The sequence below is a fragment of the Rummeliibacillus sp. SL167 genome (assembly GCF_007896505.1).
GTDB lineage: Bacteria > Bacillota > Bacilli > Bacillales_A > Planococcaceae > Rummeliibacillus > Rummeliibacillus suwonensis.
On sequence record NZ_VCBM01000001.1, the window covers coordinates 379948 to 401289 of the forward strand.

27 protein-coding genes and 1 other annotated feature are annotated in these 21342 nt (G+C 38.0%); of the genes, 25 read left to right on the forward strand and 2 right to left on the reverse strand.

What is annotated here, in order from left to right; translation table 11 throughout:
• Nucleotide 1: 1 nt before the first annotated feature.
• From FEZ13_RS01520 to pheA, 24 genes are all read left to right on the forward strand, one after another.
• Nucleotides 2-1045 carry a type IV pilus twitching motility protein PilT gene (locus FEZ13_RS01520; protein WP_146548143.1) on the forward strand — a complete coding sequence of 348 codons (1044 nt, stop codon included), beginning with the start codon at nucleotides 2-4 and terminating at the stop codon, nucleotides 1043-1045.
• Nucleotides 1042-2247, forward strand: coding sequence for a type II secretion system F family protein (locus FEZ13_RS01525; protein ID WP_146551191.1), 1206 nt, complete (start codon nucleotides 1042-1044; stop codon nucleotides 2245-2247). The genes FEZ13_RS01520 and FEZ13_RS01525 overlap by 4 nt, the downstream gene beginning before the upstream one ends.
• A 104-nt stretch (nucleotides 2248-2351) precedes the next feature.
• Nucleotides 2352-2822 (forward strand): prepilin-type N-terminal cleavage/methylation domain-containing protein, encoded by a 471-nt coding sequence (locus tag FEZ13_RS01530; protein WP_146551192.1) that lies wholly within the window; start codon nucleotides 2352-2354, stop codon nucleotides 2820-2822.
• 139 nt (nucleotides 2823-2961) lie between these two features.
• A complete protein-coding gene (pilM, locus tag FEZ13_RS01535) occupies nucleotides 2962-3942 on the forward strand; it encodes a type IV pilus biogenesis protein PilM (protein WP_146551193.1) in 981 nt (326 codons plus the stop codon).
• A complete protein-coding gene (locus tag FEZ13_RS01540) occupies nucleotides 3939-4526 on the forward strand; it encodes a hypothetical protein (RefSeq protein ID WP_146551194.1) in 588 nt (195 codons plus the stop codon). The genes pilM and FEZ13_RS01540 overlap by 4 nt, the downstream gene beginning before the upstream one ends.
• On the forward strand, nucleotides 4523-5356 hold the full coding sequence (locus FEZ13_RS01545; protein ID WP_146551195.1) for a hypothetical protein: 834 nt from the start codon (nucleotides 4523-4525) through the stop codon (nucleotides 5354-5356). Before FEZ13_RS01540 ends, FEZ13_RS01545 begins: the two co-directional genes overlap by 4 nt.
• Before the next feature lie 269 nt (nucleotides 5357-5625).
• Complete coding sequence (locus tag FEZ13_RS01550; protein ID WP_146551196.1) at nucleotides 5626-6381, forward strand: prepilin peptidase; 756 nt, start codon at nucleotides 5626-5628, stop codon at nucleotides 6379-6381.
• An 87-nt stretch (nucleotides 6382-6468) separates the two neighbouring features.
• Complete coding sequence (locus FEZ13_RS01555; RefSeq protein ID WP_146551197.1) at nucleotides 6469-7089, forward strand: hypothetical protein; 621 nt, start codon at nucleotides 6469-6471, stop codon at nucleotides 7087-7089.
• A 95-nt stretch (nucleotides 7090-7184) separates the two neighbouring features.
• Nucleotides 7185-7796, forward strand: a complete 612-nt coding sequence (locus FEZ13_RS01560) for a Maf family protein (RefSeq protein WP_146551198.1) — start codon at nucleotides 7185-7187, stop codon at nucleotides 7794-7796.
• Nucleotides 7786-8484, forward strand: coding sequence for a RadC family protein (radC, locus tag FEZ13_RS01565; RefSeq protein WP_146551199.1), 699 nt, complete (start codon nucleotides 7786-7788; stop codon nucleotides 8482-8484). Before FEZ13_RS01560 ends, radC begins: the two co-directional genes overlap by 11 nt.
• Nucleotides 8485-8579: 95 nt before the next feature.
• Nucleotides 8580-9596 carry a rod shape-determining protein gene (locus tag FEZ13_RS01570; RefSeq protein WP_146551200.1) on the forward strand — a complete coding sequence of 339 codons (1017 nt, stop codon included), beginning with the start codon at nucleotides 8580-8582 and terminating at the stop codon, nucleotides 9594-9596.
• Between the two features lie 13 nt (nucleotides 9597-9609).
• Nucleotides 9610-10512 carry a rod shape-determining protein MreC gene (gene mreC, locus FEZ13_RS01575; protein WP_146548154.1) on the forward strand — a complete coding sequence of 301 codons (903 nt, stop codon included), beginning with the start codon at nucleotides 9610-9612 and terminating at the stop codon, nucleotides 10510-10512.
• Between the two features lie 2 nt (nucleotides 10513-10514).
• Nucleotides 10515-11039, forward strand: coding sequence for a rod shape-determining protein MreD (mreD, locus tag FEZ13_RS01580; RefSeq protein ID WP_146548155.1), 525 nt, complete (start codon nucleotides 10515-10517; stop codon nucleotides 11037-11039).
• Nucleotides 11040-11062: 23 nt separating this feature from the next.
• Complete coding sequence (gene minC / locus FEZ13_RS01585; protein WP_146551201.1) at nucleotides 11063-11734, forward strand: septum site-determining protein MinC; 672 nt, start codon at nucleotides 11063-11065, stop codon at nucleotides 11732-11734.
• Between the two features lies 1 nt (nucleotide 11735).
• Entirely contained in the window at nucleotides 11736-12533 is a 798-nt protein-coding gene (gene minD, locus FEZ13_RS01590; protein ID WP_146551202.1) for a septum site-determining protein MinD, read from the forward strand.
• Between the two features lie 415 nt (nucleotides 12534-12948).
• On the forward strand, nucleotides 12949-13470 hold the full coding sequence (locus tag FEZ13_RS01595) for a peptidoglycan DD-metalloendopeptidase family protein (RefSeq protein WP_146551203.1): 522 nt from the start codon (nucleotides 12949-12951) through the stop codon (nucleotides 13468-13470).
• Nucleotides 13470-14087 carry a site-2 protease family protein gene (locus FEZ13_RS01600; protein ID WP_146551204.1) on the forward strand — a complete coding sequence of 206 codons (618 nt, stop codon included), beginning with the start codon at nucleotides 13470-13472 and terminating at the stop codon, nucleotides 14085-14087. Before FEZ13_RS01595 ends, FEZ13_RS01600 begins: the two co-directional genes overlap by 1 nt.
• 34 nt (nucleotides 14088-14121) lie before the next feature.
• Nucleotides 14122-14197: a sequence feature (ribosomal protein L21 leader region), on the forward strand.
• Between the two features lie 13 nt (nucleotides 14198-14210).
• Complete coding sequence (gene rplU, locus FEZ13_RS01605) at nucleotides 14211-14519, forward strand: 50S ribosomal protein L21 (RefSeq protein ID WP_146551205.1); 309 nt, start codon at nucleotides 14211-14213, stop codon at nucleotides 14517-14519.
• 15 nt (nucleotides 14520-14534) lie between these two features.
• Complete coding sequence (locus tag FEZ13_RS01610; protein ID WP_146548161.1) at nucleotides 14535-14876, forward strand: ribosomal-processing cysteine protease Prp; 342 nt, start codon at nucleotides 14535-14537, stop codon at nucleotides 14874-14876.
• Between the two features lie 12 nt (nucleotides 14877-14888).
• On the forward strand, nucleotides 14889-15185 hold the full coding sequence (gene rpmA, locus FEZ13_RS01615; protein WP_146548162.1) for a 50S ribosomal protein L27: 297 nt from the start codon (nucleotides 14889-14891) through the stop codon (nucleotides 15183-15185).
• Nucleotides 15186-15459: 274 nt separating this feature from the next.
• Nucleotides 15460-16002, forward strand: coding sequence for a Spo0B domain-containing protein (locus FEZ13_RS01620; protein ID WP_146548163.1), 543 nt, complete (start codon nucleotides 15460-15462; stop codon nucleotides 16000-16002).
• A complete protein-coding gene (obgE, locus tag FEZ13_RS01625) occupies nucleotides 16002-17291 on the forward strand; it encodes a GTPase ObgE (RefSeq protein WP_146548164.1) in 1290 nt (429 codons plus the stop codon). Before FEZ13_RS01620 ends, obgE begins: the two co-directional genes overlap by 1 nt.
• A 19-nt stretch (nucleotides 17292-17310) precedes the next feature.
• Nucleotides 17311-17766, forward strand: a complete 456-nt coding sequence (locus FEZ13_RS01630; RefSeq protein ID WP_146551206.1) for an ACT domain-containing protein — start codon at nucleotides 17311-17313, stop codon at nucleotides 17764-17766.
• Nucleotides 17767-17781: 15 nt separating this feature from the next.
• Nucleotides 17782-18669: a prephenate dehydratase gene (pheA, locus tag FEZ13_RS01635; protein WP_146548165.1), complete on the forward strand. Its 888-nt coding sequence runs from the start codon at nucleotides 17782-17784 to the stop codon at nucleotides 18667-18669.
• 290 nt (nucleotides 18670-18959) lie between these two features.
• On the opposite strand, the gene FEZ13_RS01640 is transcribed toward pheA, so the two are convergent.
• Together FEZ13_RS01640 and FEZ13_RS01645 are read right to left on the reverse strand one after the other, a co-directional pair.
• Nucleotides 18960-19493, reverse strand: a complete 534-nt coding sequence (locus tag FEZ13_RS01640) for a transcription repressor NadR (protein ID WP_186725719.1) — start codon at nucleotides 19491-19493, stop codon at nucleotides 18960-18962.
• Nucleotides 19494-19598: 105 nt separating this feature from the next.
• The gene (locus FEZ13_RS01645) at nucleotides 19599-20720 is read right to left on the reverse strand and encodes a tyrosine-type recombinase/integrase (protein WP_146551207.1); all 1122 of its coding nucleotides are present in this window, start codon (nucleotides 20718-20720) and stop codon (nucleotides 19599-19601) included.
• Between FEZ13_RS01645 and FEZ13_RS01650 the strand changes: the two genes are divergently transcribed.
• A complete protein-coding gene (locus FEZ13_RS01650; protein ID WP_146551208.1) occupies nucleotides 20715-20939 on the forward strand; it encodes a hypothetical protein in 225 nt (74 codons plus the stop codon). The genes FEZ13_RS01645 and FEZ13_RS01650 overlap by 6 nt on opposite strands.
• The last annotated feature ends 403 nt before the right edge of the window (nucleotides 20940-21342 follow it).

The window sequence follows — 21342 nt, forward strand, 5'->3', positions numbered from 1 at the left end:
AATGACAGTATCCATAGTAGAATTACTAACTTATGCAGATGACAAAGACGCTTCAGATTTGCATGCAACAGTGGGGGTTCCTCCATACTATCGAATTAATGGTCAGCTAATGCCGCATGGAGAAGAAAAGTTAACACCTGCTGATTTAGAACAAATGGTTCGTGAGGTGTTGCCATCTCATCGTATGGAAGAGTTTGAAACGAAGGGTGAGGTGGATTTTAACTATTCATTGCCGGGAAGATGCCGGTTTCGTATGAATGCTTATCATCAGCGCAACAGTTGCACGATAGCGGCCCGTAAAATTACTGCGGAAATACCAACGATTGAGCAGCTTGGAATGCCGGAAGTGCTGAAAAGCCTATGTCAAAAACCACAAGGCTTGATCCTTGTCACAGGACCAACGGGTTCAGGTAAATCGACCACTTTAGCGGCGATGATCAATGATATCAACGACCATCAAGCCAAACATATCATCACACTAGAGGACCCGATCGAGTATTTGCATAAGCATAAAAAATCAATTGTCAACCAGCGAGAGGTAGGTTCTGATACGAAAAGCTTTGCCAATGGTTTACGTGCTGCCCTTCGTCAAGATCCTGACATTATTCTAGTAGGAGAAATGCGAGATTTAGAGACGATTTCGACAGCTATTACAGCGGCTGAAACAGGGCATTTGGTGATGGCGACCTTACATACCAGTAGTGCACCTACTACGATCGACCGTATTATCGATGTTTTTCCACCACATCAGCAAGGACAGATTCGTATTCAGTTAGCCAATGTACTACAAGGGATCATTTCACAACGTTTGTTTAAACGGATAGACAAGCCGGGGCGTATTGCAGCGACAGAGATTTTAGTCCATACGCCATCTGTTGCGAATCTGATCCGCAACGACAAAGTTCATCAGTTGACGAATATTATGCAAACGAATCGTGCACTTGGTATGCATACGATCGATCATTCGATTCAACAGCTGCTTACCCAAAGGATCATTGACTATGAAACTGCCCGACTTTATATGAATGCAGGTGATCTTGCATGACAGTCTTTCGTTTTACAGGTCGAACTTTGCAGGGAACGATGGAAAAAGGCACGATTGAAGCGATGTCCAAGCAGCAAGCGATGAAAAAACTGCGTGATAAAGGCATCAATCCACGCCAAATTGAAGAATCCAAAAGTATTTTTCATAAAGATTTAACGCTTGGAAGAGCGATCAAAAATGAGGATTTTGTCATCTATTGCCGTCAATTCTCCACGCTGATACGTGCGGGTATTTCCATTGTGGAGGCGACGCATATTTTAGGCGAGCAAACGTCTAGTAAAGGCTTGAAAAAAGCACTAAACGGCGTAGAAGAAGATCTGCGTTCGGGGATCGCCTTTTCAGATGCAGCCGCTAAATTTCCAAGGATTTTCCCGACACTTTTTGTCAATATGATGAGATCTGGAGAAGCCACAGGGAATTTGGACGACACATTAGATCGCATGGCATTTAGCTATGAGAAGTCATTTAAGTTAAAGAAGAAAATACAGTCGGCGATGGCTTATCCAATCGTGTTATCGGTTTTAATCGTTTGTGTCGCCACTTTTATGCTCATTTGGTTAGTCCCAAAATTCACCGCGAACTTTGAGAGTTTTGGCGCGCAATTGCCGCCCATTACTTTAATCGTACTAGCCTTTAGCCATGCGCTGAAAAAGTTTTGGTGGATCTTTTTACTCGTCATCATCATGGTGACGGGCACGTTTATCTATCTTTACAAAAACAATAAGAGATTTCATTTCTATACACATTATGTGCTATTGAAATTACCGATTTTCGGGAAAGTTTTTCAAAAATCAGCGATTGCTCGTATGACAAGGACATTAGCGACGCTATTTAGCAGTTCGGTGCCGATTTTAAACGCATTAGTCATTGTGGAAAAAGTCATCGGCAATCCCGTGATTGAAGATGTGGTGAAAAAATCCAAAACATCGTTAGAAAAAGGGAGCTCACTTGCAGAGCCATTAGAAGCCAGCTGGGTTTTCCCACCATTAGTGACGCAAATGGTATCGATCGGCGAGCAAACGGGTTCACTGGATTATATGCTAGAAAAAATCGCGGAGTTTTACGAGGATGATGTTGACCGAACCGTTGACTCTTTAAAATCATTGATCGAGCCGATTATGATTATTTTATTGGCAGCGGTCGTCGGCTTTATCATGGCAGCAGTTATGCTACCGATGTTTAGTTTATATGAACAAATTTAAAAGATTCGTATTCTATTTGAAAGGAGGTGAAAGGGAAATTGACGAACGACTCATCAAGAAATTCCCTGAACAAACAACAAACCAACCCTAAAGGAGGAAATAAAATGAAAGCAAAATTTAAAAAATTGATGAAGAATCAAAAAGGTATGACATTGATCGAATTATTAGCAGTTATCGTAATCATCGCTATTATTGCATTGATCGCTATTCCGGCGATTGGGAATATTATTAACAAGTCACATGATAAAGCGATTTTATCAGATGCTTCACAAGTAATTTCATCGGCTAAAATTGCTATTGCTGACGGATCATGTGAGACGGATGATACAGATAAAACGATAACATGTAACAAAGCAGAATTAGATGATAAAGTTGATGGTATTACTTTGGATAAAGATGATAAAGTTGTAAAAACACAAGATACTAATGGTAAAAGTGTTTACACTATTACGTTCAAGAAGTTTGCAAGTTTTAAAACAAATAATTTCAAAAAAACAGAAACAAACACGGATGGGATAGATAGTGACAATACTATAACAGATGCAAAATTGGCAAAACTAATGGGGAATAAATAACTTAGGAGACAGCAGCTCCAAGCTGCTGTTCCCCTTTAATCTTTCGTTGAAGAAAGCCAGATTCCGATCATATGTACAATCATTGACCATTTGGCTTTCTCCACCGAAGCATTAAAGCTTTCGTGTAGGAGGTCTTACAATGTTATTTGGCAAGAAAAAGCGACATGTTTCGCTGGATTATAATGATTTTGGCTTACAGATATTAACCTATAGTTCGGCTGATTTATCACAGGCAAAGGGTTATTCGATTCCACTGGATGAGGGGATTGTCGTGGAAGGGATTATTGAAGATGAATTGGCATTCTTTGAGTTATTAAAAGAGCAAGTGAAAAATTGGGGCATCAAAGGGCAAGACGTTCGTTTTTTTGTGCCTGAAAGTACGGTGATGATGAAGGCTATCGATCATCCGAAAGAGTTAGTAGACAAAAAAGCGATTAAAGAATATGTAGAAATGGAATTAGGTCGTGCGATCCATCTTCCTTTTGAAAATCCTTTAATCGACATATACGACGCAAAACAGGGAGACGGAAAAGCAACCATTTTTGCGACAAATGCAGAAGAAGTGCAAAAAGTAGTGAGTATTTTGATGGATGCAGGACTAACACCCGCTGTGGCGGATATTAAAGTGATTTCGCTTATTCGATTCGTCGATCGCATTTTACCCAATCTAGCGGATACGACCTCTCTTATTGTCAATTGGTCGATCAATGAAATATCCTTAGCGATTTATTCGTTCGGTGAAGTAGAGTTTTTACGTTTCCAAATGATTGAAACGGAGCGCAGTAAATGGCAATCTCGCTATACAGAAGATGGTTTTGATTATGTGTATCAAGATGATATCAGTCATTATCAGATGGCTTTAATGGATTCGATTGCTGAAATCGAACGTATTATTAACTTCTATCGTTTTTCATTGAACAAGGGTGAAAAAGGTGTTGAGCAAATTGTAGTGATGGGCGATTCACCGGAGCTTTCCTATATTGCGAAAACGATTGAAGGGCAAGGGGCAATACCTGTACATATTTTCACGGATCAAATGATCGCTGATGCGTTTCCCAATTTTAAGTCTTCTCAAGCGAGTTTGATCAGTTTGGCTTTGAAGGAGGATGTAAAGGCATGATTCCTGATATTAACCTCTTACCCAAAGTAGAAAAAAGAGCATCCAAAAATTCAACATGGTTATTAGCGATAATCATCATTGCCCTGTTAGCTATCATATTTGGTATTTATTATGCTTCCCTCAGAAGTGATGTGAAAGCTTTGGATGCGCAGCAACAGGCATTATCCAATGAAATCAATGCCTATCAAAAACAAATCGATCATTTTCAAGAGGAATCACAAGGTTCTTTTGATCAATCGGTCAAATATGTAGAATCTGTTTCCTATCCTGTCACACCGATTATTGATAGTATTGAAAGTCATCTTCAATCCTATGAAAAGCTGACAGATCTGACATATGGCGAGGCAGGTGTAACGATAACAGCCGATTTTGAAACATTACATGGTGTGTCAACGTATGTTCAAAATCTGTTGACAGATCCTTTGTATACGGATGTACAAGTAACATCTATCACATCCTTTGAACCGGATAAGAAGGAATACCAAGATGCGACTTCAAGTGATCGATTGGTTCCTCGCTATACGGCTACGATCCAATTAACGGTCAATCAAGTAAAACTATTAGCGGAAGGTGAAAGACCATGAATTCATTAGGAAGCAATAAAAAGATGACGATCCTTCTTATGGTTGCATTGGTACTCGTTGTTGTTTTCGCCCTTTTTTACTATGTGATTTATCCGAAAATAGAAGAAAAGGATTCATTGCAGCTTCAGCTATCAAGTTCACAATCGGAGTCGAAACAATTAGAGAAACAGCTAGAAACACTCAAATCGAATCAACAGGCTGAACAAAAAAGTACCGCTGAATTGAAGATGAAAGTACCTACAAGCCGTGAACTGAATCATTTGATCGATTCAATTGAACAATTAGAATCCGTCAGCAATACAGATGTCACAGAGGTAGCCTTTAATAATTATGATGCGAGTGTAAAAGAAACACTTAAAACAGATGAGCAAGAAGATAAAAATAAGCAAACAGACCAAGAAAATGCAGCAAACTCTTCAGCTGATTCGGCGGCATCTACGGATACAACACAGGCTAAAGACGAAAATACAGATACAAACGATCAAAATAATGCTTCCCAAACATCAGACGAACAAAACAATGATGAAGAAAAAACAGCACCTGTTTCACCGATCGCATCGAGTAGTCTGCCAGATACATTAAAATTAGTCACAATGAATGTCACAGTGGCGGCAATGGATAAAAAAGAAATAAAAAATTTTTTAAAGGAAATCGAGCTTTTGCCTCGAATTATGCGTATCGACTCTGTTTCTTATGCAACCCCCAATACAGAAGTAACAGGGACAACGGATGGATCACAAGAAGATTCTTCAAAAGAAAAATTACAAGCCACCGTACAACTAACCACTTTCTACTATGTCGGTCAGCTGGATGATCAAAAAGAAAAGTAAGGAGAACTGAGGCAGTGAATCCCCATCATAGCCAAATGCTAGGGATGACTGCCTTTTATCCCGCAGTAGTGGGTAAGTAGTAAAACTTCATATCATATGTGTTGATTAGGCAGAGCAAGTCGTAGCGGAAATCAACGAATTCTTCCTATTCAGTGGACAATAAGATTGGATAATTAACACAACTAACCTCATATCGAAAATCAAGTAAACTTTCATAAGTGTATTTGAATTGGTCATAGAACATGTTAGATGAAATAGAGGTGAATCAAATGGAAATTGTTTATCTAATATTTTGGATGATACTGGGTCTCGTATTCGGCTCCTTTTTTAATGTGGTCGGATTACGAGTTCCTAAAGGCGAGTCGATCGTGACGCCACCATCCCATTGTGATCAATGCAATAGGAGATTGACGGCGATCGATCTCGTCCCTGTGCTTTCCTATATCTTCTTAGGTGGAAAATGTAGAACTTGCGGCGCAAGGATAGGATTTTTTTATCCGTTGATGGAATTATTGACTGGTGTGTTATATGGCTTAGCCTATTGGCATTTTGGCTTTACAGTAGAATTCATCGTTGCGATTTTGTTTATTTCATTGCTTGCCATTATTACAGTTTCAGATATTGTGTATATGTTAATCCCGGATAAAATTTTACTGCCTTTTGCATGTGTATTTATGATTTTAAGGATTTTTTCTCCACTAGATCCATGGTGGGATGCTTTTGTCGGTGCTGCTATTGGATTTGGTATTTTATTTCTGATTGCGGTTGTGTCGAAAGGTGGAATGGGTGGTGGCGATATTAAGTTATTTTTCGTCATCGGTCTTGTTTTAGGCTTTAAGCTAACGATTGTCGCATTGTTTATATCATCTATCATTGGTTTAATAGCGGGTATTATACAACTTCTATGGCAAAAGAAAGGGCGTAAACATCCAATTCCATTTGGACCTTGGATCGCATTGGGAAGTACGATCACTTATTTTTATGGTTTGAAAATACTCGAATGGTATACCAATTTGTTATTTTAACAAGAAAACTTTTTAGGGCGAGACGACAGCAGTCTCGTCTTTTTTTATGTCTATTCTGCTACGGTATTGAATAGGGGTGATGTCGTTATGAAATTAAAGCGCAACAAAGAGGAAAAACAATTTCTATTAGCTGCGGTCATTCATGGTGTAATGATTGGGGCTGCGGGGGTACTATTATTTTTCTTTATATTACAGGCGGTTGAGAAAAAAGAGGGGGCTTCTGACAAAGTATTACCTGTCAATTTACCAAAAAGTACAAAGGTGGAAAGTAAATCAGTGCCATTCTATGCGATGCAATACGGTGTCTATTCTTCGTCGCAGGCGGCTTCTGATTTTCTAGCAGGGCATCCGGAATATGAAAATGTAGCTATCATACCTGCCGATAAGCAATTCTATCTTTGGGGAGCGATTAGTACTAGTGAAAAGAAGATCAAGTCGATTGTTACAAAAGATTCCTTTGTAAAGCCTTTTCGTCTGAGTGGTGCTGCATGTGAAGAAAAAGGGCTCAAAAGTATACCACAATTGCTAGAAGTAAGCAAAGTAGCGAAATTAAATAGTAGCGATTCTCAATCTAAACTCGCTGCACCTGTTGATTGGAAGGCGGCGGTCGCAGATGCGACAAAGGCTTCGGATAAATTGGAACTCGTCAAATTAATGCTTTTGGAGCATTATGTATCGCAAAATGACTGTTTGAAAATCGAATTTTGATAGAAAAAAAGTATGCAAAATTTAGTTTCTCTTATTTTTTCTGATTTCCCTAATTTTTACTTTTATATTATGATGATTAAAAAAGGAGTGATTATATGTCCATACGATTAAACAGAGATATGATTCTATTGAATCCACAAGGGAATTGTGAGGAGTTGTTAAAGAAATTGCAAGTTCCTTTTTCAGTCATTCATCAAAACATAGCGCTAGATTGTCCATTACCACCGACTCCCTTTGAATATGCAAATACTTCAGTTGTCGTTCGATTATTGAGGATGAATGTATCGCATTCCTCTATATGTTATATGACTATTGAGCGTGTCATCAGTTTAAATGGTGTTATTATGCGTTTACCCCATGCTAGAAAGGAAGCAATATCATTTTTAAGGCAATTGTCCAATCAAAAGCATGTAGTCACTACTGCTGTGGGCATACGCTATGATGATAAACTATCATCCTTTGTTGTACAGTCTGATGTGATTATGCATCGCCTTTCAACAAAAATAATTACACAATATATCGAAACAGGGGAACCTTTTGAACAAGATATTGGTTATAATATAATGGGAGTCGGACAAAATTTAGTGAAGAGGATAGATGGAAGTAAGTATAATGTCGCTGGTCTACCATTAGATGTACTGAAGATCTTTCTAGCAGAAAAGCATATTATCTCTGTGGAAAAGGAGGAATCCATCCATGGCAACTAATGTTGAAACGCCATTGATGATCCGCGATGTTCATCTAGATGATCGACCAAGAGAAAGACTCAAGCGGCAAGGCGCAGATAGTTTATCAAATCAAGAGTTACTAGCGATTCTCCTACGCACAGGGACAAAGCAAGAATCTGTGCTCCATGTGGCGAATCGTGTCTTAACCCATTTTGAACAGCTTCACGAATTAAAGAATGCGACAATTGAAGAAATCATGTGCATTAAAGGGATTGGTGAAGCAAAAGCCATTCAATTGTTAGCGGCTATTGAATTAGGAAGACGTTTACATAAGCAAAGGACAGATGAACGTTTTACGATTCGCTCACCACATGATGCGGCTCGTTATTTGATGCCCGATATGTCTTCTTTATTGCAAGAAAATTTTGTGACGCTATTTTTAAATGTCAAAAACCAGATTATTCATCAGCAAACGATTTTTATAGGGAGTTTAAATGCAAGTATTGTACATCCCCGTGAAATTTTTCGTGAAGCTGTAAAACGATCAGCCGCCTCGATTATTTGTGCTCACAACCATCCATCTGGTAATCCTTCTCCTAGCTCGGAAGACATAGACGTGACCAAACGTCTACAAGAAGCAGGTTTAATCATTGGAATCGAACTTTTAGACCATGTCATCATCGGGGATCATCAATTTATAAGTTTAAAAGAGAAAGGGTATATGTAGCACTGTAATTTTTAACTCTTTTCCGTTATAATGAAATTTATGATTTGATGAACAGCTACGAAGTTATGGCTAAAAAGAGAAAGGAAGAACAGAAAGTGTTTGGATTAGGTGGAAAAGATGTCGGGATTGACCTTGGCACAGCAAATACATTGGTATTTTTGAAAGGGAAAGGAATCGTACTCAGAGAACCTTCTGTAGTAGCGAAAAATACAAAAACTGGTGAAATCGTTGCGGTAGGTAACGACGCCAAAAATATGATTGGTCGTACACCAGGTTCAATCGTGGCTATTCGTCCGATGAAAGACGGTGTTATTGCAGACTTCGATATTACAACTGCAATGATCGAATATTATATGAGAGAAGCGATGAAAGTTTCTGGCGGTAACTGGAAAAAGCCAAACGTCATGGTTTGTGTGCCTTATGGCATTACATCCGTAGAACAACGTGCGGTAATCGATGCATCTCGTCAAGCAGGTGCGAAGGAAGCCTATACAATTGAAGAACCATTTGCAGCTGCGATTGGCGCAAATCTACCAGTTTGGGAACCAACAGGCAGTATGGTAGTAGATATAGGTGGCGGTACTTCTGAAGTGGCAGTGATCTCTTTAGGTGGTATTGTGACAAGTGAATCTGTACGTGTCGGTGGAGATGCAATGGATGCGGCTATTATTGCTTATATTCGTAAATCTTATAATCTCACTATCGGTGAACGTACAGCTGAAACGGTTAAAATGGAAATCGGTTCTGCAAGTACTGAAGGTCCAGAAGCAAAAATGGAAATCCGTGGTCGCGATTTGGTAACTGGACTACCAAAAACAATTGAAATTTCGTCTGTTGAAATTGTAGCTGCATTGAAAGAATCGATTGCGGCGATTATCGATGGCGTGAAAAAAACATTAGAACAAACTCCACCTGAATTGTCTGCCGACGTGATGGAACGAGGAATCGTGTTAACTGGTGGTGGCGCTTTACTGAAAAACTTGGACAAAGTAATTAGTGATGAAACAAATATGCCTGTATTTATCGCAGAAAACCCATTAGACTGTGTTGCAATAGGGACAGGTATGGCATTAGAACATATTGACCTAATGCGTCGTCACCAAACAAAATAAGGGGGATTAGACAATGCCACAGTTTTTCTCGAATAAGCGATTGATATTGCTGCTTGTCGGCGTAATCTTCTTAGTGGCATTGATTAGCTTTTCCTTACGCGATCGTCAAAACGCATCTCTTCCTGAACAAATTATCAAAGACACTGTCGGATTTGGACAATCCATTGTTGCCAAACCGGCAAGTTATATTACAGGATTTGTCAATAATGTAGATGAATTATTGAACACCTATGATGAAAACAAACGTTTAAAATCGCGCCTGGAAGAATTCGGAACATTACAAGCTAAAGTCAATGAATTGAAAGTTGAAAATGACAAGTTAAAAGATTTAGTTGGAAAAAAGGATGATTTACGTAACTTTGATCCGATTCAAGCAAATGTCATTGCACGTAATCCTGACCAATGGGAAGAAAAACTCATTTTAAATGAGGGCTCTATGAGTGGTATCAAAGTCAATATGGCTGTACTAACTTCTAAGGGCTTAATTGGTAAAATCGTTCAAACTACCCCTTATACGTCGCAAGTTGAATTACTATCAACCAATAACACCAATTATCGCGTATCTGCTGTTGTAGCCAATAAAAAGTCAGAAGCATTCGGCTTAATCGAAGGTTTTAATGCAAAACGTGGAGAATTGGTCTTAAAAAGAATTGATTCAAGTCTGCCTGTTAAAAAAGGTGATAAAGTGACAACTTCTGGTCTAGGAGGAATATTCCCTAAAGGCGTGTTAATCGGTGAAGTGACAAAAGTTTCTACAGATGATTTTGGTTTGACGAAATTAGCATATGTCAAACCGGCGGCTGATTTTTCTATGTTAGATCATGTTGTCATTGCGAAACGTCAATCTATCTCTGTTGATGGTTCAGATGGCAATGGTACAAATAAATCTATCACTACAGAAACTGGGGATCAGTAACAATGGTTAAATTTCTTATTCCGCTTGTAGCCGTTCTATTGTTTTTTTTAGAAACAGAGTTTTCGCTTTATTCTCCAATTGAATGGCACGGTCATTTATATTACCTAGTACCGAGATTTTTGATTCTTTACTTGATTTTCTTGTCTATTTATTATGATCGTAAACGTGCAATGTGGTACGGATTAATATTTGGGGTATTGTATGATATTTTTTATATTGATATTATTGGATTGTACACATTCTTATATCCATTCATTTGTTTTATAGCGGGTTATACAGTAAAATATATCCATCAACATCTAGCGATTACAACAGTCCTTTCATTGGTACTCGTAGCACTACTAGAGATCGTTTTACATCAATTTTTCTTATTGATTTCTTTTACTTCGGTTCCATTTACCGAGTTTTTAAACCAACGGCTGATTCCAACGATGATCGCAAACTCTATCTATTTGATCATGCTAGGTTGGACATTTAAATATTTGATAGAAGCTCGACTCTTTAAAGCAAATCAATCAACTTTATAATAGAGAAGCGTGAGGTGAAGCATTTGACAACTAAGCAACTTGTCTTAATCAAAGGTACAAAAGAGGGACTTGTGCTTCAGCTTGATGATCAATGCGCTTACTCTGATTTATTGGATGAATTAAAGCGTAAAGTCACTGAAGATGGTTTAGAAGGACAAGCAGAAGTAACGATACATGTGGGAAATCGATATTGTAATCAGGAGCAGTTAAAGGAAATTCTTCATACCGTTCAACAATCTAAACACTTAAAAGTTTCTAAGATTAAGAGTGATGTGATTACCGTAGAAGAATGTAATCAAAAGCTTTTGAAAAGTCAATCTGCAACTTACATAGGTATTGTGCGTTCTGGACAAGAATTGAGAGCTGACGGTGATCTAGTTGTTATTGGCGATGTCAATCCCAACGGTAAAGTGATTGCTGGAGGCAGTATCTATGTCATGGGACGTTTAAAGGGAATGGCACATGCAGGCGTTGAAGGAAACCGTGAATGTGTAATTGCTGCTTCATGGTTAGAGGCCACCCATCTTATGATTGCCGATTTAATGGAATTGATGACCAATGAGGTGACCATTTTAGCGGAAAAACCAGAAATGGAATGTGCTTATATTCATCCGAACGGACATATTGCTATAGACCGCTTGCAGGATTTACGCATTTTAAGACCAAATTTATCGACATTTAAGGGAGGAAGCTAATGTGGGTGAAGCTATCGTAATTACTTCTGGTAAAGGTGGAGTAGGGAAGACAACTACTACTGCCAATTTAGGTACTGCATTGGCACTTCAAAACAAAAAAGTATGCTTAATAGATACGGATATCGGTTTACGTAACCTAGATGTCATTTTAGGTTTAGAAAACCGTATTATCTATGACTTAGTAGATACTGTTGAAGGGCGTTGTAAAATTCAGCAGGCACTTGTAAAGGACAAGCGATTTGATGATTTACTTTTCTTATTACCAGCTGCCCAAACCTCTGATAAGAATGCTGTAACACCACAGCAAATGGCAAAGTTAGTGGAAGAATTGAAACTAGATTTTGACTATGTTTTAATTGACTGTCCTGCAGGAATTGAACAAGGTTATAAAAACGCTGTTGCAGGTGCTGATAAAGCGATTGTTGTGACAACGCCTGAAATTTCGGCAGTCCGTGATGCTGACCGTATAATTGGATTATTGGAAAAAGAAGAAATAGAACCACCAAAACTCATTATCAATCGTATCCGACCTCAATTAATGAAAAATGGTGATTCAATGGATGTCAATGAAATTACGACACATTTATCAATCGATTTGCTAGGGATCATTCCAGATGATGAGCAAGTCATCCGTTCTTCTAATAAGGGAGAACCCATCGTTATGGAACCATCTACTCAAGCAGCGATTGCCTATCGGAATATTGTGCGTAGAATTTTAGGCGAATCTGTGCCGCTGATGTCATTGGAAAATGAACATAAAGGTGTTTTTTCAAAAATTAAAGCTTTATTTGCGAAATAATAGGATACTACATAATGTGTAACAAGGTGCTAGCTGCTTAAAAGCAAGCCCTGTTCTAACAAAATAATTAGTTACTAGTTAAGTTAGTAAAGCTCTTCTCTATTATTTTAGAGATCAGCCATCATTTGTACGATGACAAGTGCCATTCAGCATAATTGAATGGCGCTTTTTTTGTTTAAAAAATTTTTTATGTACAGCTCTTGAATGTTATGGGAATTTCATAGGCTTATGGGGAAAGAGAGACAATAAAACGTATTCTACATTATGAAATGGATTCAGGTGAATAATTTCATAGAAGGTATAAAACCTTTTTGAATGGTTTTCATCTCGACTATTGAAGTGTGATCGATAGTTGTACTGTTTGCAAGGGATGCCTCATAAACTGATAGAAAATGTAGTTTTGGGGTGGTAGTTCTTGAAAAAGTGGAAATTGACGCTATTCGTTGCAGTATTGCTATTTACATTCATCGTATTAGAAAAAAAGCAAATACTAGATAGTCATGTAACGGATTATGTCTTATCAAATGATGACTTACTGATTCTCACGAATTGGACAAAAGAAGTATTCCAGGAGGAAGAAAAGGTAACAGTTATGGCGCCGGTAGCTGACTCACATATCGGAGAATATAACACGATGCAATCTTTTTCAAACGGAGTGCTATTATCTTACGATGAACCATTGACTATTTATGCAAAACATGACGGCTTTGTTATTTTTACAGGGCATACAAAATCACTTGGTAAAACAATGACGATTACATATGATACAGGTGAGCGGGTAACATATGGATTGCTAAAATCACTAGATTATTTGCCCTATACAACTATTAAGGAAGGAGAACCTCTAGCTACAATGGATTCGGGAACTTTCTATTTGCAAATTGAGCGTAGAGGCGCTATGTTAGATCCGGATTCTATAAAGGGTTGGCTTCAGTGATGAGGAAACTAAAGCTTCACCCCACACTTTTGCCATTGATTGTATGGTTAATCATTACGGGGCAGTTTGCTAATTATGCGTTATTATTTATTTCTTTATGCTTGCATGAATTTGGACATTTATTCGTTGCTTATGTCCTTCATGTGAAAGTAAAATCTTGCGTTATCATGCCTTATGGTGGGGAGATCCTTTATGCTACAAGGTGGCAAGTGACAAAAAGACAGCAATTTATGATTGCTCTAGGAGGTCCGATTGTCACGTTGATCCTTTATGGGATTGCATTTTTCTTTCCGAAATCTTTAAGTGAGCCGCTTCAAGCCATACAGATTTTATTGCTTTTGATCAATATATTACCTATTTGGCCTCTTGATGGCGGGAGAATGCTAGAAATACTATGGAGTGAAAAAAAGTCACTGCAAACGACTAAAACGTCTTTTTTGCTATTATCCATGTCTTGTTGTGCAACATGTTTTGTTGTGGCTATATGGTATTTTCCGCACTCCATCTTTTTTATGCTGATTCTGTTATTGCTTTTTGTTCAAAATATCAAGGTTTTTCGTTACAGAAAATATGAACAAGCTTTTGAAAACGTTGTGCTAAATAGGTTGACGTCATAGTTTTTGTGTGATAATATTTCTATGTTATGTAGCACCCGTGCTACAACCGCTCTGAAAAGGTTATAAGCATCCATCTGGATCACCTATTGAAGGCGAGTCTGAGACTTTTGAGGAGGTGCAGTTATGTACGCAATTATTGAAACTGGTGGTAAACAAGTTAAAGTAGAAGCTGGTCAAGAAATCTACGTTGAAAAAATCAACGCTGATGCTGGTGAAACAGTTACTTTTGACAAAGTTCTTTTCGTTGGTGGCGAAGATGTTAAAGTTGGAGCTCCATTCGTTGAAGGCGCAACAGTTACAGCTAAAGTTGAAAAACAAGGCCGTGAGAAAAAAGTTGTTGTTTTCAAATTAAAAGCTAAAAAGAACTACCGTCGTAAACAAGGTCATCGTCAACCATACACAAAATTAGTTGTTGAAGCAATCAACGCTTAATAGTGGAGGGATTCGATGATTACAGTTAAGATTCATAGCGATGAAAACCGCAAATCTTATGGCTTTGAAGTTTCAGGTCATGCCTATTCTGGTGATCCTGGTCATGATTTAGTTTGTGCAGGCGCGTCTGCTATTGCTTTTGGCACGGTAAATGCAATTGGACAAATCCTACAATTACAACCAGGTATTGAACAAGGCGAGAACGGAGGATTTTTATCCTGTGTGATTGATCAGGCAGATCTTGACGCTGAGGCTGATGCAAAACTGCAAATCATTCTTCAAACAATGGTGACCCAGTATTATACGATGGTCGCAAGTTATGGAGATTTTATCGAATTAAAATATAAAATGATCTAGGAGGTGGAACATATGTTACTAGTATCTTTAGATTTACAATTCTTCTCTTCTAAAAAAGGTGTAGGTTCTACTAAGAACGGTCGTGATTCTGAAGCAAAACGTTTAGGTGCTAAACGTGCTGATGGTCAATTCGCAACAGCTGGCTCTATTTTGTATCGTCAACGTGGTACTAAAATCTATCCAGGTGAAAATGTAGGTCGCGGTGGTGACGATACTTTATTCGCAAAAGTTGATGGCGTTGTTAAATTCGAACGCCTAGGCCGTGAAAAACGTAAAGTCAGCGTATACCCAGTTGCTCAAGAAGCATAATGAACGTGTATTAGATCTGTCTCATCAGTTTCTTTTGAGACGAGATCTTGCAAAAGCAGAGAGGCACGAATGTTGATTTAACAGCATTCGTGCTTTTTTGCTATTCTAAGTCATCTGGGAAAAACCTCCCTTTCTTTTCATCCATAATTGAGGGAGGAAAGTTCAATATTCTTTTGCTGCAATTTACGAAAATCGAATTTTTTCTAATTAGAAGAAAATCTCTAGGGAAATTGGTATACTGTAAAATGAACATCTCATCGAAGGAGAGTGAACGATGATGAACGGAAATACACTCACCATAAATGAAGCGCTACGTTTTGCAAACCATGATTTTCTAAATCAACTTCAACTTATTAAGATTAATCTTGACTTGGGTAGGACAGACTCTGCTAAAACAGCTGTAGAAGAAATTACTGAACAATGTAAAACCTTTTTCAATATCAATAGATTGGGTTTACCAAAAACGATTGAATGGATTCATACATTAGGATGGCGTTATCAAAACTTCCATGTTGACATTCAGAGCATGATTGAACATGAAGTAAATCCAATTTTGGATGATGCGATTTGTAACTATTTGGAGAAATCTGTATTACATGTTTATTCATCACTAGATCCGTTTGTTGATCAACAACTATCATTACAAATCTATTCAACAGCAAGAAAATTCGAGATTTTGTTTCATGCAAAAGGACGTTGGGAGCAAAAAGATGTTTTTCAACAATCGATCCAACAGCCATTATTAGTGGTTGAAGATGACCAATTTTCAGAACAAGAATGGCAATATGTCATTTTAAACAACAAGGAGGGACTTTAATGTTTGTCGACCACGTAAAAATTTATGTTAAAGGTGGAGATGGAGGCAATGGTATGGTAGCCTTCCGCCGTGAAAAATTCGTGCCAAACGGTGGTCCTGCTGGTGGAGATGGCGGTAAGGGCGGTGACGTAGTATTCGTAGTTGACGAAGGTTTACGCACATTAATGGATTTCCGTTATAAACGCCATTTTAAAGCTAACCGTGGCGAACACGGCATGAGCAAAAACCAACATGGTAAAAATGCAGAGTCTTTATATGTTTCTGTGCCGCCTGGTACTGTCGTAACGGACGAAGAAAACGGCCGTGTGATCGCGGATTTAGTAGAGCACGGTCAAAAAGTGGTCATTGCAAGAGGAGGACGTGGCGGTCGAGGCAACTCTCGTTTTGCTACACCTGCAAATCCAGCTCCAGAACTTTCAGAAAAAGGGGAGCCAGGACAAGAACTTAATGTTATATTAGAATTAAAAGTATTAGCTGATGTTGGTTTAGTTGGATTTCCAAGCGTTGGAAAATCAACTCTATTATCAGTTGTTACATCAGCAAAGCCGAAGATTGGCGCTTATCACTTTACAACGATCGTGCCGAACTTAGGTATGGTTCGTATTGATGATGGGAGAAGTTTTGTCATGGCTGATCTTCCAGGTCTTATTGAAGGTGCATCTGAGGGGATAGGCTTAGGCCATCAATTCCTACGTCACATCGAACGCACACGTGTCATCGTCCATGTGATTGATATGTCTGGTATGGAAGGTCGCGATCCATATGAAGATTATTTGACCATCAATAAAGAGTTAGAACAATATAATATGCGACTAACAGAGCGTCCGCAAATCGTCGTTGCCAATAAAATGGATATGCCAGATGCCGAAGAGAATTTCAAAGTGTTTAAAGATCAAGTAGGGGAAGATGTTAAGATTTTTCCGATCTCAGCTATTTCACGCCAAGGTTTAAAAGAAATGTTATTTGCAGTTGCAGATCTTTTAGATGAAACGCCTGAATTCCCACTCCATGAAATGGAAGATGAGGAAACAGATGCAACTGTTCTATACAAGCATGAGGCGAAAGGTGAAGATTTTGTCATCAGTCGTGACGATGATGGCGCTTACGTATTATCAGGCTATACCATTGAACGGCTATTTAAAATGACAGACTTTAGCCGTGAAGAATCAGTACGACGTTTTTCACGCCAATTACGTGGTATGGGTGTCGATGATGCACTACGTGAACGAGGTGCTCAAAATGGGGATACCGTTCGCTTATTAAAGTTTGAGTTTGATTTTATAGAGTAGTTAATCAGGGGGGAAAAAGATGAAAAATATTGCAGATCAACGCTATTATTTAGTACGCGAAGATGTATTAACAGATGCTATGCAAAAAACATTAGAGGCAAAGCATTTGTTACAAACCGGTGCTGTCACTTCTATTTGGGATGCTGTTAAGCAGGTAGATTTATCCAGAAGTGCGTTTTATAAGTATCGAGATGCTGTTTTCCCCTTCCACTCTATTGTACAAGAACGTATTTTAACAGTTTTTTTACAGCTAGAGGACCGCAAAGGAACACTAGCTCGACTTCTATCCACCGTAACAGATACGCATTGTAATGTACTAACCATCCATCAAACGATTCCGATTCAAGGGCGGGCAAATGTTACACTATCACTTGATGTGACAGCAATGGATGTAGAGTTAGATGAGTTATTGCAAAATCTTAAGAAATTAGATTTTGTAGAGTCAGCAGAGGTTATTAGTTCAGGCGCGCTATAAGGGGGCATTTTCGAGTTGGTATCCGAAGAATGGAAAAATCGAGTGGCTTATTTGGGCCCAAAAGGTACATTTACACATTTAGCAGCACAAGAATTATTTCCAAATGAATGGATGATTCCATTTAGAACGATTCCAGAATGTATTGAAGCTGTAGCAGAAAGTCAAGTAGAATTAGCCATTGTTCCATTAGAAAACGCTTTAGAGGGTATTGTCCCATTGACCATCGATTATTTATATCATGAGGTCAATTTATACGTAGTGGGTGAAGTACTGTCACCAATTGAACAGCATTTAATGGTACATAAAAAGCAAGTAGCAAATTGGAAGAATATACAAGGCGTCTATTCTCATCCTCATGCATTAGCACAATGCCATAAATATTTGTATTATCGCTTTCGAGGTGTTCCACTACATCAGACTTCATCTACTGCAGCAGCTGCAAAATTTGTTTTTGAACATCCGGAAGAGTGTATTGCAGCAATTGGTAACTCCGCTGCAGCCGAGACCTATGATTTGGAAATTGTTCAACCTAAAATTCATGATTTTCATTTTAATCATACTCGTTTTGTTGTACTTTCAAGAAGTAATGGACGTATTGAATTAGCAGAACGAGAAGAACAGATTAAAACAACGCTTATGATCAAATTATCCAATGACCATTCTGGGGCATTGCATCAGATTTTATCAGTTTTTGCTTGGCGAAAAATTAATTTAAGTAAAATTGAATCACGACCTTTAAAAACAGGTTTAGGCGATTATTTCTTTATATTGGATTTGTTAGAAGATGAAAATGCTCCATTGATGAAAGGTGCTATGGAAGAATTAGCAGCACTAGGCTGTACGGTTAAATCGTTAGGAAGCTACTACACCTATAAACAACATTCAAAAAAAGCATCCAAATGATAAGGTGAAATTTCACCCAGTGGGAGCTTTTCCTCATTTCCTACTGGGTTGTTTGTTGGTCCAACCAGACCGTTATAGGTGGTGAGCCTCTGTTATATTGGAACGTTAGAGTAGCGGAAGCTTTACTGTCTGTTACTACCAGATTAATTGGTCTCAATACGAGTGATATTCATCATTCGCGATGGTTAATCAGTAGCTTTGTCAATTATTGCAGTACTATTCATATGGAATTATAGAAGAGATGTTACATAGTAGGTGTACTTTATGTTCCTTATGCAACAACTCTTTTTTTAATCCTTTGAGAGTAAATAGCCTTTTTCTTTTAATCGTTTTTCGGCTAAGTCAAGTTGAGCTACCGTGGGGGCAGAAATGGTATGAAGATGGGCACCATCTGTCAATGCCATCAGTGGACTTGCATTTGTTTCCTGAAGTTTTTTCATAAATTGCTGTACCTCAAAACGATTTTTTACCATAATATTAGCTGTGATTTCTCCATAGACAGGATGTTCGACTGTAACATCCTTTACAGTGGTTCCTGCATCCACTAATGTATTTAATTCATCCTCGGTCTGTTCAGAAGTATGGTAAGCGGCGATCTGCCGTTCAAAATTTTGTACACTTGCTTGCTGATTAAAATAGAGATAGCCTTGACTCGTAGCGACAATTGGTTCATTCCTTGCTTTTAGTAAGGCAATGTCATTCACAATCACTTGTCTGGAAACATTCGTTCTTTTGGCGAATTCTGTTCCTGTAATGGCTTTTCCCTCTGTTTTCAATAAATTTAACAAAAATGTTCTACGTTCTTCCCCAAGTAATTTTTTCATAAATAACACCTCAAAATACAAGCATAAATAGTACTTCTCTATACATAGTGTAACATGAAACGAATACATAAAACCGCATTAAATCAATGCTTGAAGCCTGCTTTTTTATGAGTTAGCCCCAGTTTTAGCCCCATTTAGTGCTTGTTTGAATACTAAAACCGATTCTTTTTCGGTCTTTTTCATAACATGTCCATATACATTATAAATCATTTGAACGGTGTTCCCTAAGCGATCCGCAATTGCTTTTACATTAAAATCATTATTCAATAAGATGGTAGCGTGAGTATGCCGTAAACCATGTACATTTATCTTATGAATGCCCGTTCTTTTAATGGATTTTCTAATGATGTGTATGGGAATATGCTCTTTTATAGGTTCTGGCATGTCGCTGGAAATAAAAACAAAAGTTTCACCGGTTATTTTTTTACCGTCTTTTAGCAACTCTTTCTTACACCATTTTTTATAGTTTTCAAGTTGTACCATAACGATTTCATCAACTACAATAGTTCTATGACTATTCTTTGTTTTGGGTGTTCGTGATCCCTTATCATCACGAGTTCGTTCAACGGTAATTGTATGCTTTTTAAAGTCTATGTTTTTCCATTGAAGCCCCAATGCTTCACCGCGGCGAATGCCAGTATAAGCAAGCGTAAGAATCAAAGAATAGTTTGTGATATTTTCGTTTAGTTTAACATCATTCAATAAGATATTTAACTCGGCGGGTGTGAGAAAGTTATTTTTCACATCCGTTTCTTCATCATTCAATATGGCAACTTTCGTGAAGCGGTTGCGATCTAACATTTCATTTTCTACCGCGGCATTAATCGCTATTTTAAAAATCGTATGCCAAAGCCTAACGGTTCCGCTTTTGAATTTTCCTTCTACTTTATGAATAAATTCGCGTTCATACGTTATTTTATCAAGTTTTTGCAATTTGAAGTGGCTTAGATAGGGTTTTAATTGAGTACGTATTATCCATTCTCTTTGAATGGCGGTTCCAATTTTCCACTTCTTTTTGTTGGATTCATACCAAATATCAAGCCATTGGCCAACTGTCATATTTTCATATTCCACTTTTTTAGATCCGCCACTTAATAACTCGGCTTTTACTTGGAGCAGTGCTTTGATTGCCGCTTTTTCGGTAGCATAGCCGCTTCCTTTCTTCTCTTTGCGTTCGCCTAGAGCATTGTAGTATTTATGGCGAAATCCCCATAGAAGAACATGAATAAATTATTTTCATTAGAAATTAGCAATACAAACAATGGGTTAGGGTTATTAGAAGGTGACGGGGTTATTGTGTCTACAATCGAGCAACCGCAAGGAAATGGAAAGGATTTAGCGGTATTTGAAGTAGCTGGACAACGCTTTGTAAGTACATTCACACGCTTTGGCAATCAGATCATGTTGTTAGGTGAAAAATACAAGTTGCGAGGGAACATCGAGTAAAAATCATTGGTAAAGTAGTTGGCGGCAGTCATTTGAGCAAACAAAAGGCTCCTGCTGCAACAGGAGCATAAATTAATAAAACAAACATGGACCACTCAAAAAAGGTGGTCTTTTTTTATTGTATATCAAATTTATGATATACGCACTTTTGGAAATTATTTATAGTAAACACAGAGGTGAAGTATGAAAATAATTGACAGTAATTTTGATATTAGTGTGATCAATGGAATGGCTGCTCAATTCGGCCTTTTCTTAGGTATTTTAGTCAGGGCAATTACAGCACTAATAATCTTCTTCAAGATATTGAAAGTACCAAATAAAATAGCTGGTCCACTAACTGTTTTAATATTTCTTGTCACTGCATATTATGTTTTTAAGTTAGTCATATCATGATGGTATGGCT